This window comes from Blattabacterium cuenoti (genome assembly GCF_014251655.1).
GTDB lineage: Bacteria > Bacteroidota > Bacteroidia > Flavobacteriales > Blattabacteriaceae > Blattabacterium > Blattabacterium cuenoti_I.
Genome location: NZ_CP059225.1, coordinates 572,326 through 584,632, shown reverse-complemented (window position 1 = coordinate 584,632; position 12,307 = coordinate 572,326). Strand labels below are relative to the sequence as shown.

The window sequence follows — 12,307 nt, the reverse complement described above, 5'->3', positions numbered from 1 at the left end:
ATGATTGATCATTATATTTTTTTATTTTATAAAAGATGTTGATTATTTATTAGTCTAAATACAAAATTCAATTGTTCTTCTATACTGAGAAATGTATTATCTATTTCTATAGAATCTATAGATTTTTTGAGTGGAGAAATTTTACGAGAAGTATCCATAAAATCTCTTTGAGAAATATTTTTTTTAACCTCTTCATATGTAATGTCTACTCCTCTTTTTTTAAGTTCTTTGTATCTTCTATAAGAACGAACTTCTATAGATCCTTTCATAAATATTTTCAATTCTGATTTAGGAAAAATAGAATTTGCTATATCTCTTCCATCCATCACTACTCCTTTGTATTTTCCAATATTTCTCTGTATAATCGTTAATCTTTCACGAATTTCTGGTATTTGAGCGATTAAACTCACTTTTTTTGTTACTTGAAGGGTTTTAATCTCAGATTGTATATTTTCATTATTTAAAATAATATCCGTTTTTTTATATTTTTTATTCCATTTAAATTTAAAATTTATATTCCTAAGAATAGGAATGAAATTTTTTGTATTCCACAAATCACTATTAAAAATTTTTTTTCTTATAGCTAATAAGGCTATACTTCTATACATAGATCCGGTGTCTATATATTTATATTTTAATTTTTTAGAGATAGCTTCTGCTAAACTACTTTTTCCAGATGAAGAATATCCATCTACAGCTATAATGATTTTATGGTTCATCTTTTATTATTATTTATTGATTAATTCATATTTATACGATAATAATTTATAGTAAAGTTTGACTACTAAAAAGTCCGTAGAAGATTCTTTTTTATTTGGTAAAAGTTCAACGATGTCAAACCCTATAATTTTTTTTTCTTGAAAAACTGTTTTCAAAAATTCTAAAGTTGTATACCAATGCAACCCACCTGGTTCCGGAGTTCCCGTAGAAGGAGCTATACTTGGATCAAAAACATCTATATCTATACTTAAAAATACATTTTCAGATAGCCTATGAATAACTCTTTGCATCCAAAAATCATTATTTTTAATTACGTGCATATAAAAAACATTTCCTTTTTGAAGGTATTTTTTTTCTGAACTATCCATACTTCGAATTCCTATTTGTATTAAAGGATATTTGATTGATGCTTCATGCATTGAACAAGCATGATTATATGGATTATTTTTGTATTTAGAACGTAAGTCTGCGTGTGCATCCATGTGAAGAATACTTAAATTTGTATATTTTTCTCCAAAAGCTCGTATACTACCTATTGATATAGAATGATCTCCTCCAATAAGGGTTACAAATTTTTCTTTTAAAAGGTATTTTTTTGTAGCATGATATACTTTATTAACCATTTTTATTGATGAAATTGAAGAATTTACAATAGGATCGGATAAGTAAATCCCTCTTTTATATACTTCTGAATCTGTTTCAATATCATATAATTCTATATGTTCTGAGGCAGATAAAAAAGCTTGAGGTCCATTTTTAGATCCTTTTTTCCATGTTTGAGTAGAATCATATGGAACAGGAATAAGTACTATTTTAGATTTTTCTAGTGTAGCGTATTTTTTAGATATTCCTGCAAAAGTTTTTTTTTTATGAAAAGCATTCAATAACCTAATATTTTTAATATTTCTTTAGGTCTTTGTGATTTACGAAATATTCTATATACGAAATTATTATTATTATCATGATCTATTAAGATATGAATTGGTTGAGGAATTAAACAATGGTGAACTCCCCCATAACCACTGATTGTATCTTGATAAGCTCCAGTATTGAAAAATCCAATATAAAGTGGAGTATGTTCACGATAACAAGGAAGATATATAGCATTCATATGTTGTTCTGAATTATAATAATCATCACTATCACATGTTAATCCTCCTAAAAAAACTCTTTCATAAAAATCATTCCAACGATTTATAGCCATCATAATAAATCTTTTACTTATAGCCCAAGTATCAGGAAGTGTTGTCATAAAAGAACTATCGATCATGTTCCATTTTTCTCTATCATTTTGACGTTTTTGACTAAGTATTCTATATAAAATTCCTCCACTTTCTCCTACAGTATAAGCTCCAAATTCAGTGTATATGTGTGGTTCTGATATATTTTCTTCCTTACAAAATTTTTTTATTTGGTAAATAATTTCATTTGTCATGTATTCATAATCATACTTGAAAGACATAGACGTTTTTATCGGAAACCCTCCTCCTATATTTAAAATGTCTAATTCTTGGGCTATTTTCTTTAATTTTGCGTAAATATGCAAACATTTAAAAAGTTCATTCCAATAATAAGAAGTATCTTTTATTCCTGTATTAATGAAAAAGTGTAACATTTTTAATTCTACTTGAGGATTATTTTTTATTTTTTCTAAATAAAAAATAATGATGTCTTTATATCCTATTCCAAGTCTAGAAGTATAAAATTCAAATTTAGGTTCTTCTTCAGAAGCTATACGTATTCCTAATTTGAAAGGGAAATGGATAATTGAACTAAGTTTTTCTAATTCATCGGAATTATCTAATATAGGAATAGTATTATAAAAACCGTTATTAATGAGTTCTGATATGTTTTTAATATAATTTTCAGTTTTAAATCCATTGCATATAATTTCAAGACTTTTGTTAATTTTCCCCTTTTTATAAAGATTTTTTACAATTTCTATATCATAAGCATATGAAGTTTCAATACTAATATTATTTTTTAAAGTTTCTTCTAATATAAAAGAGAAATGAGAACTTTTTGTACAATAACAATAAGTATATTTATTTTTATACTGATTATAATTAATGGCTTTTTCAAACCATTTTCTAGCTTTTTTTATGTTTTGAGATATTTTTGGTAAATATGTAAACTTTAAAGGAGTTCCATATTTTTGGATAAGATCCATTAATGGAATTCCATGAAATTCTAGAAAATTATTTTTAATGGTAAATTCCTCAGTAGGAAAATCAAAAGTTTGATCTATTAGATCAGCATAACGAATTTTCATTGAATTATTATCTAAATAAATAGAGAAAAATTGACAAACAAATATTTATATTTTTTTTTGAATTAACAACTTTTTTAAAAAAATATCTATTTCTCCATCCATTACAGATTGTATTTTTGTAGTCTCATAACCGGTCCTTAAATCTTTTACTAATTTATAAGGGTGCATAATGTAATTTCTTATTTGAGAACCCCATTCTATCTTTTTTTTTCCGGATTCTATTTTTTCTTTTTCTTTGTTTTTTTTCATGATTTCTAGATCAAATAATCTAGACTTTAAAAGTTGTAAAGCTTTTTGTCTATTTTGTATTTGAGAACGAGATTCTGTATTTTCTATCGTAATTCCTGTAGGATTATGACGTAAACGAACCCCTGTTTCTACTTTATTTACATTTTGTCCTCCAGATCCACTAGAACGAAAAGTTTCCCATTGAATATCAGATGTTTTTACCTTTATGTTTATATTGTAATTTATCATAGGATAAACATAAACAGAAGAAAAAGAAGTATGACGTTTGGAATTACTGTCAAATGGGGATATCCGTATTAATCTATGTACTCCATTTTCTCCTTTCAAGTATCCAAAAGCATAAATACCATCTATTTCTAGAGTTACAGATTTTATTCCAGTAATATCACCATATACTGAATGAATTTTTTTCACGGAAAAATTGTTTTTTTCAGCCCACATGAAATACATTCTCATTAACATAGAAGCCCATTCACAACTTTCAGTTCCTCCTGCTCCAGAAGAAATTTGTAAGATAGCATTTAAGGAATCTTCTTTTTCTGAGAAAAGATTTTTTAATTCTATATTTGAAACTAAATTTTTAGTTTTATGTAATTGTATTTTGAATTCTTTTTCTAAATTTTCTTCCTTAGAAAGAGAGTATATTATTTCTAATTCTTCTAATGCATTTTTGAGTTTTGTAAAATCTTGGATGCATGTTTTGATTTGATGCATCTGTTCTATAAAATTTTTAGATTTTTTTTTTTCCAGAAATGGGGATCTGATATTTCTTTTTTCTTTTTGTCAAAACATTCTCGAATATGATCTATTTTTAATAGATCATGAATTTTTTTTATTCTTTCAGAAATAGATTGAATTTCTTCTTTTTTTACCATAACGCTAAAATAAATATTTTCTATAATAATTATCTACTTGTAATCTTTTTTATTTATTATAAATTGGAAAATAAAAATTTCATTTCATAATATGAATTTTAATAAGTTTACAATAAAATCACAAGAAGTCATACAAAAATCACAAGATATTGCGTTAAAAAACAATCAACAATCTATTGAAAACGCTCATATTTTGAAATCAATGTTAGACATCGAAGAAAATATAATACCTTTTGTTTTAAAACAATTAAAAGTTAATCCTAAATTATTAATAATTGAATTAGATCGTCTTATTTATTCTTATCCAAAAATACTTAGTGATTCTTCTCTATCACAACATTTTAGTTCTCATGTTAGAAAAATGTTAATTCTAGCAGAAGATTATGCTAAAACATTAAAAGATGAATTTATTTCTATAGAACATATTTTTTATGGAATTTTTATGAGTAATGATAAAACTTCACAATTGTTAATTGATCAAAAAATTACGGAAAATGGAATAAAAAAAGTAATTGAAATTATTAGAAAAAAAAGTGGAAATGTAATTTCTCCTATGGCAGAAAATACATATAATTCCTTAGAAAAATATGCAAAAAATCTTAATGAATGGGCTTATAAAGGAAAATTAGATCCTGTTATTGGACGTGATGAAGAAATACGTAGAGTTTTACAAATTTTATCTAGAAGAACAAAAAATAATCCAATTTTGATTGGAGAACCTGGAGTAGGAAAAACAGCTATAGCTGAAGGATTAGCTCATCGAATTATTAGTGGAGATATTCCAGAAAATTTAAAGAATAAACAAGTTTTTTCTTTAGACATGGCTGCTTTAATTGCAGGAGCTAAATACAAAGGAGAATTTGAAGAACGTCTTAAGTCTGTAGTAAAGGAGGTATTATCTTCAAATGGAGAAATTATTTTATTTATTGATGAAATCCATACCTTAGTTGGAGCTGGAGGTGGAGAAGGGGCTATGGATGCCGCAAATATTTTAAAACCAGCATTAGCAAGAGGAGAACTTAGAGCTATAGGAGCGACAACTTTAAATGAGTACCAAAAATATTTTAGGGTAGATAAAGCTTTAGAAAGAAGATTTCAACAGGTATTTGTTGATGAACCATCTTTTACGGATGCTATATCTATATTACGTGGAATTAAAGAAAAATATGAAAGTCATCATAAAGTTAGAATCAAAGATGAATCTATTATAGCTGCTGTAGAATTATCTAAACGTTATATTAATGAACGTTTTTTACCAGACAAAGCAATTGATCTTATAGATGAATCGGCTTCAAAACTTAGAATGGAAATGAACTCTAAGCCAGAAGAATTAGATGTTCTACATAGAAGAATAATGCATATGGAAATACAGATAGAAGCTTTGAAAAGAGAAAATGACGAAAAACAATTGATTCCTTTAAAAAAAGAATTATCTAAATTAAATGAGAAAAAAATGCAATTACAAATACAATGGCAAAGCGAAAAAGATTTAGTAGAAGGGATTCAAAAATCTAAAGATAAAATAGAAAATTTTAAGTTTGAATCAGAACAAGCAGAAAGATTAGGAGATTATGGTAAAGTAGCAGAATTAAGATATGGAAAAATAAAAGAAGAAGAAAATAAAGTAAAAGAATTCGAAAACGAATTAAAAAAACAAGAATATAAAGGGAATAAAATGATTCAAGAGGAAGTTTCTAGAGAAGATATAGCTCAAATAGTATCTAAATGGACTGGAATTCCTGTTACTAAAATGTTGAAAAGTGAAAAAGAAAAACTCTTATTTTTAGAACAAGAATTACATAGAAGAGTAATTGGACAAAATGATGCTATTCAATCTGTAGCAAATGCAATACGTCGTTCCAGAGCTGGATTACAAGATGAGAAAAGACCTATAGGATCTTTCCTTTTTATGGGAAGTACAGGAGTAGGAAAAACCGAACTTGCTAAAACATTAGCGGAATATTTATTTGATGATGAAAATAATATGGTTCGTATAGATATGAGTGAATATCAAGAACGACATTCTATTAGTAGACTTATAGGAGCTCCTCCTGGATACATAGGATATGATGAAAGTGGTCAATTGACAGAATCTATACGTAGACGTCCTTATAGTGTTATTTTATTAGATGAAATAGAAAAAGCTCATTCAGATATATTTAATATACTATTACAAGTTTTAGATGATGGAAGATTAACAGATAATAAAGGTAGAACAGTGAATTTTACGAATACTATTATTATTATGACTTCTAATATTGGATCGGACATTATTCAGGATCATTTATACCAAGAAATATCTTCCAATAAAATGGAAACTACAAAAAAAGTTTTAATAGATTTATTAAAAGATATTGTAAAACCTGAATTCATTAATCGTATTGATGAAATTATTTTATTTAAGCCTCTTTCTAGAAAAGAAATTAGAAATATTGTAAAATTACAAATGAAAAAATTAGGAGAATTATTATTAAATAAAAAAAACATTTGTATAAAATATACTCATGAAGCTATAGAATATTTATCAGAAAAAGGATATGATCCTCATTTTGGAGCTAGACCTTTAAAAAGAGTGATTCAACATGATATATTAAATAATCTTTCCAAAGAAATATTGATAGGAAAAATACAGAAAAATCATAATGTTTTAATTGATTTTTTCAAAGAAAAAGGAATTGTATTTCGTAAATCGAATACATTGGAACATGTTAATATTCCATCAAATAATGCTTCATAAGTCTGGTTTTGTTAATATTATAGGACTTCCTAATGTAGGAAAATCTACCTTAATGAATTCTATTGTGGAAAAAAAACTTTCTATTATAACAAACAAACCACAAACAACTCGTCACAGAATATTTGGAATTGTTAATCGATCTAATTTTCAAATTATTTTTTCTGATACTCCAGGAATAATTCATCCTTATTATCCGATGCAGAAAATTATGATGCAGTATGTTAGAAAATCATTACAGGATGCTGATATTATTCTGTTTACAACAGAAATCGGAAAATTAGAATACTTTTCTATGTTTGATAATATTAATAATAATATACCCATGATTATATTAATCAATAAAATTGATAAAATATCAATCAAAAAAGAAGAAGATTTATTATATGATACAATTAATTATTGGCATAAATTATTTCCTCATTCAGAAATATTACCAATATCTGCATTAAAAAAAATAAATATAGATTTATTAATGCACAAAATTATAACTTTATTATCTGAACATCCTCCTTATTATCCCAAAGAATTTTTAAGTAACAAATCAGAACGTTTTTTTGTAAATGAAATTATTAGAGAAAAAATATTTTTTATTTATAAACAAGAAATTCCATATTCCGTAGAAATACAAACTGAATTATTTAAAGAACAAAAAACTTTTATATATATATTTTCTTCTATATATGTAGAAAAGAATTCTCAAAAAGGAATTTTAATTGGAAAAAAAGGATTGACTATTAAAAAATTGAAGTTCTTTTCTGTAAAGAGTATGGAATCTTTTTTCAGAAAAAAAATAAAACTTAAATTTCATGTGAAAATTTGTTTTAATTGGAGATACGATTTCAAGAAATTGAAACATTTTGGATATTAAATAATTTTTATCATAAAAAATTCTTTTTTTCCAAATTGGAATAGAATAAACTTATTTTTTATCACATTTTCTTTTTTGATTTCTATATTTTCTTTTACGATAATTTTATTAAAAGAAATAGAATTGGCTTTTAAAGCACGGGTTGCTTCACTTTTAGAAGAAAAAAAACCACTTTTTTTTAGAAGATCTAATAAAAAAATTCCTTTTTCAAATTTTTCTCGAGAAAAAGACATATGAGGTATATGATCATAGATCACTTCAAAAGTCTTCTCATCTAATAATTGGATAGGTTCATTTTTTTTTTCGAATAATAAATGTGTAATTTTTTTTATTTCTTTAGAAATATGATCTCCATGAACCCATTTAGTAATTTCATAAGCTAATTTTTTTTGTAAAAGTCTTTGACTTGGATTTACTTTATGTTGTAAAATCAACTTATTAATCTTTTCTTGAGATAAAAAAGTATATATTTTTATATATTTTTCTATTTCCGTATCGGAAACATTCATCCAAAATTGATAAAATTTATATGGAGATGTTTTATTTTTATCTAACCATATGTTTTCTCCTGTTTCACTTTTTCCAAATTTGGATCCATTAGATTTTGTTATTAAAGGAAAAGTTATTCCATATACTTTTTTACCTGTTTTCTTTTTTATTAATTCTATCCCTGTGATGATATTTCCCCATTGATCAGATCCTCCAATTTGTAATTGACAATTTTTTATTTGATTCATATAAAAGAAATCATATCCTTGGATCAGGGAATAGGAAAATTCCATAAAGGATATTCCGTTTTTTTTATCGTTAATTCTTTTTTTTACAGAATCTTTAGAGATCATATAATTTACAGTAAAATATTTTCCTACTTCACGAATAAATTCTAAAAAAGAAAAATTTTGAATCCAATCAAAATTATTGAATAATTCTATTTTTCCTGAATAAATTTTTAAAAGATTGTATATTTGATTTTTTATAGAAGTCGTATTTTTCTGTAGTATTTTTTTTTTTATAAAAATTCTACTCTCATTTTTTCCAGAAGGATCTCCTATAAAACCGGTTGCTCCACCAATTAAAATTAAGGATTTATGTCCCATTTTATGAAAATGAATCGATACGATAATAGGAAGTAAGTTTCCTAAATGAAGAGAATCCGATGTTGGATCAAACCCAACGTATATAGTAGTTGGGTTTTTTAATAGATTTTCTATTCCAGTTACTTTATTCTTTATTAAACCTCTCCATGAGAGTTCTTTCATAATATTTTGCATATACAAAATTTAGCTATATAATAAGTTAAGTTTAAATAAAAATAAATGATACAAAAAATTATAGGATATAATATTTTTACTTTTTTTTTTAGTTTAATTCATATAATTTTTGTGTATTTCTTTTTTGAAAAAGATTTTTTTTATGTATTAAAAATATATATTTTCTTATTACCTATCAGTAGTTGTTTTTTCTTTTTTTCTTCTTTTATAAGAAAAAAAAAATATAAAAAAGCTATATCTAGATATATAATATTGATTATCATCAAGTTATTTTTTAGCATCTTCATTTTTCTTTATTTAATAATTGAATCTAATCAACATTTCTATAATTTATCTTTATTAAGATTTTTTATAAATTTTGTTTTCTCATATTTAATGATTCTATTTTTTAGAATTATGTTTTTATTATAAATTAGTTTTTATAAATTTTTCTTTTATAACTGCTTCTACAGATTTATTTTGAATTTTAGAATTAAGCCAAGAAATAATATCTAAATATAGAAAAGTTCTTTTTTCATAAGGATGATCATAATATTTAATTAATTTATCTCTTAATTTTTTAAATTGATTTTTTATTTGATGAGGATATACATTTCCAAGTTTTTTGAAAAAATGAATAATTTTTTTTTGTACAACATACCAATCATCCATTTGGATAAAAAATCTATATGTTGATTGAATTTTTTGATCCATATTTTCATCTAATCCACTTTCATAACAAGCGATTAAATGTAAAAGTCTAGCAAAACATTGTAAATCTTGTCGTAAATTTTTTTTTTTATTTTCCATAATTTTGGATAAATAAAAAATAGTATTAGAGTTATCCCCACTTCCAAAGTATAAACAGGCTATTTTGTAATAGAGTATCATTATATAATGAGAATCTAAATGAGTATAAATTTTTTCAAAATCAATAAATAATGATGGAATTACTTTTTTTACTCCTTCCGAAAAACTTCCTTCCATATAATGCTTGTTTATACGATTTGTATATGTATACATAAAAATTAATATTCTAGTATTTCCATTGATCAGTATTTCTCCATTTTTAACTTCTTTTTCAAATTGTTGAAATACATTAACAAACTTTGAATAATGATTTAAGTAAAATAAGGTATCTAATAAATAATGATATCCTTTTAAATAACTTACAGGTGCTATTTTTTTTGCTATTGTATAATTTTGAAATAATTCAACCCATTTATAAGATGATCTATAGCACATTACAAAATCTTGCCTAATATAATGATACCATACTTGAGCTTGATATAGAAACAATTTTTCATAAAAACTAAGTTTATCAATATCGAATTTTGTAATATTTGTACGAAAATATGTTTCTATAAATATTTTATCTTTTTCATTTCTTACATATCCCACTTTTAAATATAATCCATATAATTCTAAGGAAAGACTAGATAAGGCATTATTACATTTAATTTTTTCAATCAATTCTTTAGATTCTGCAGATAATTCTCCAGATCTAGAATAAAGACTTCTGGTTATATGTTGAGATTCTATCATTTTTTCAAATTCAACTAATTCTAAAAGAATAGTATTACACTCATAATATCTAGCAATAACTTTTGCTTTTCCTAAAAATTTCAAGCTTTGAATATATAAACCTTTATTATATAAAATTTTAGAAAAATCTAAATATTCACGTATTTGTAGATCATAATTTTTTTCAGTATGTAAAAATTTAAGACTAATCAATATTTGTTTATATAAATGAGCCTTCATATTGGATAACTGTATTTTACTTATGGTAGTTTTTTTTAATATTTTTTTTTCGTTATAATGATTCATTTTGCTCATTATTTCAAAAAGGTTCATAAACTTAGAGCATTTATTTCTTTTTATTCGTTGAGTATAAAGTTTAAAATTTCTTTTCTCGGAACTTGATAAAGTTTGAATTAATAAAAAAAGGTGATCTGATTTATTATTATAATTAGACATTGTAATTATATAATGATATTTTGTTTGAAAAATAGAAAAATATAAAATAATTTTTATAATTAGATATTGTAACTATTACAATAATTTATTTCTATTTTCTTTTTGGAAAAAATAGTTTTGAAATTATCAAACGATCTAAGAATATGAAAAAGAAAAAAATTCAAATTTTTGATACAACTTTACGAGATGGAGAGCAAGTTCCAGGATGTAAATTAAATACTAAAGAAAAAGTAAAAATAGCTAAACAATTAGAATCTTTGGGAGTAGATGTAATTGAAGCAGGGTTTCCTACTTCAAGTCCAGGAGATTATCAATCTGTTCAAAATATTTGTAAATCTGTTTTACAAACTGTAGTTTGTGCATTATCTAGGGCTGTAGAAAAAGATATAGAAATAGCAGGAGAAGCTCTAAAATATGCTAATAGACCTAGAATTCATACGGGAATAGGAACATCTTCTTATCATATTCGATATAAATTTAATAGTACTCCAGAAAAAATTATAGAAAAAGCTATATGTGCAGTTAAATATGCTAAAAAATTTGTAGAAGATGTAGAATTTTATGCAGAAGATGCAGGACGTACAGAAAATGAATTTCTTGCGAAAGTTTGTGAAAATGTGATAAAACATGGAGCCACGGTAATTAATGTTCCTGATACAACAGGATACTGTTTACCAAAAGAATATGGAGAAAAAATACGTTTTTTAAAAGAAAATGTAAAAGGGATTCATAAAGTTACATTATCTACTCATTGTCATAATGATTTAGGATTAGCAACAGCTAATTCTTTATATGGAATTATGAATGGGGCGAAACAAGTTGAATGTACAATAAACGGTATTGGAGAAAGAGCTGGAAATACTTCTTTGGAAGAAATTGTTATGATCATTAAACAAAATTCTCATTTGAATTTATTTACTAATATAAATACAAAATTAATTTTTTCTACAAGTCACTTGGTATCCAAATGTACAGGAATGAAAGTTCAATCTAATAAAGCTATTGTAGGATTGAATGCTTTTTCTCATTCATCTGGAATACATCAAGATGGTATTATAAAAAAAAGGGAGACTTATGAAAGTATTAATCCGGAAGATGTTGGAATAAATCAATCTTCCATTATTCTAACAGCTAGAAGTGGAAGAGCAGCATTAGCTTATCGTTATGAACGATTAGGTCATTCTTTGAGTAAGAAATTTTTAGATTTGGTTTATTCTATTTTTTTAAAATATGCAGATAAAAAGAAAGAAATTACTGATAAAGAATTAAAAACGATATTAAAAAAAGCTAATAATAACAAAAAAATATTACATTCTAATACTAGTAGTAGAAGAATAAATGTTGTATAAAATGTCA

Annotated in this window: 8 protein-coding genes and 1 pseudogene; 3 read left to right on the top strand and 6 right to left on the bottom strand. The window is 24.6% G+C overall.

Going from position 1 to position 12,307, the window contains the following annotated elements; all coding sequences use genetic code 11:
* Positions 1-26 precede the first annotated feature (26 nt).
* The 4 genes and pseudogenes from cmk to prfB form a co-directional block, all read right to left on the bottom strand.
* On the bottom strand, positions 27-719 hold the full coding sequence (gene cmk, locus H0H63_RS02825) for a (d)CMP kinase (protein WP_185858493.1): 693 nt from the start codon (positions 717-719) through the stop codon (positions 27-29).
* A 9-nt stretch (positions 720-728) separates the two neighbouring features.
* Positions 729-1,613, bottom strand: a complete 885-nt coding sequence (speB, locus tag H0H63_RS02820; RefSeq protein WP_394798817.1) for an agmatinase — start codon at positions 1,611-1,613, stop codon at positions 729-731.
* Positions 1,601-2,992 carry a type III PLP-dependent enzyme domain-containing protein gene (locus H0H63_RS02815; RefSeq protein ID WP_185858491.1) on the bottom strand — a complete coding sequence of 464 codons (1,392 nt, stop codon included), beginning with the start codon at positions 2,990-2,992 and terminating at the stop codon, positions 1,601-1,603. Before H0H63_RS02815 ends, speB begins: the two co-directional genes overlap by 13 nt.
* Before the next feature lie 45 nt (positions 2,993-3,037).
* Positions 3,038-4,116 (bottom strand): annotated as a pseudogene (gene prfB / locus H0H63_RS02810) (peptide chain release factor 2).
* A 91-nt stretch (positions 4,117-4,207) separates the two neighbouring features.
* On the opposite strand from prfB, the gene clpB reads away from it, so the two are divergent.
* On the top strand, positions 4,208-6,853 hold the full coding sequence (gene clpB, locus H0H63_RS02805) for an ATP-dependent chaperone ClpB (RefSeq protein ID WP_185858490.1): 2,646 nt from the start codon (positions 4,208-4,210) through the stop codon (positions 6,851-6,853).
* Positions 6,843-7,721: a GTPase Era gene (era, locus tag H0H63_RS02800; RefSeq protein WP_185858489.1), complete on the top strand. Its 879-nt coding sequence runs from the start codon at positions 6,843-6,845 to the stop codon at positions 7,719-7,721. The genes clpB and era overlap by 11 nt, the downstream gene beginning before the upstream one ends.
* On the opposite strand, the gene tyrS is transcribed toward era, so the two are convergent.
* Both tyrS and H0H63_RS02790 read right to left on the bottom strand, forming a co-directional pair.
* A complete protein-coding gene (gene tyrS / locus H0H63_RS02795; RefSeq protein WP_185858488.1) occupies positions 7,718-8,992 on the bottom strand; it encodes a tyrosine--tRNA ligase in 1,275 nt (424 codons plus the stop codon). The genes era and tyrS overlap by 4 nt on opposite strands.
* Before the next feature lie 405 nt (positions 8,993-9,397).
* Entirely contained in the window at positions 9,398-10,828 is a 1,431-nt protein-coding gene (locus H0H63_RS02790) for a hypothetical protein (protein ID WP_238784399.1), read from the bottom strand.
* A gap of 266 nt (positions 10,829-11,094) precedes the next feature.
* Between H0H63_RS02790 and H0H63_RS02785 the strand changes: the two genes are divergently transcribed.
* Positions 11,095-12,300: a 2-isopropylmalate synthase gene (locus H0H63_RS02785; protein WP_185858486.1), complete on the top strand. Its 1,206-nt coding sequence runs from the start codon at positions 11,095-11,097 to the stop codon at positions 12,298-12,300.
* The last annotated feature ends 7 nt before the right edge of the window (positions 12,301-12,307 follow it).

Coding starts and splice junctions, on each gene's coding strand:
- cmk (WP_185858493.1), bottom strand. CDS start 719: ATGAACCATAAAATCATTATAGCTGTAGATGGATATTCTTCATCTGGA.
- H0H63_RS02815 (WP_185858491.1), bottom strand. CDS start 2,992: ATGAAAATTCGTTATGCTGATCTAATAGATCAAACTTTTGATTTTCCT.
- clpB (WP_185858490.1), top strand. CDS start 4,208: ATGAATTTTAATAAGTTTACAATAAAATCACAAGAAGTCATACAAAAA.
- era (WP_185858489.1), top strand. CDS start 6,843: ATGCTTCATAAGTCTGGTTTTGTTAATATTATAGGACTTCCTAATGTA.
- tyrS (WP_185858488.1), bottom strand. CDS start 8,992: ATGCAAAATATTATGAAAGAACTCTCATGGAGAGGTTTAATAAAGAAT.
- H0H63_RS02790 (WP_238784399.1), bottom strand. CDS start 10,828: ATGAACCTTTTTGAAATAATGAGCAAAATGAATCATTATAACGAAAAA.
- H0H63_RS02785 (WP_185858486.1), top strand. CDS start 11,095: ATGAAAAAGAAAAAAATTCAAATTTTTGATACAACTTTACGAGATGGA.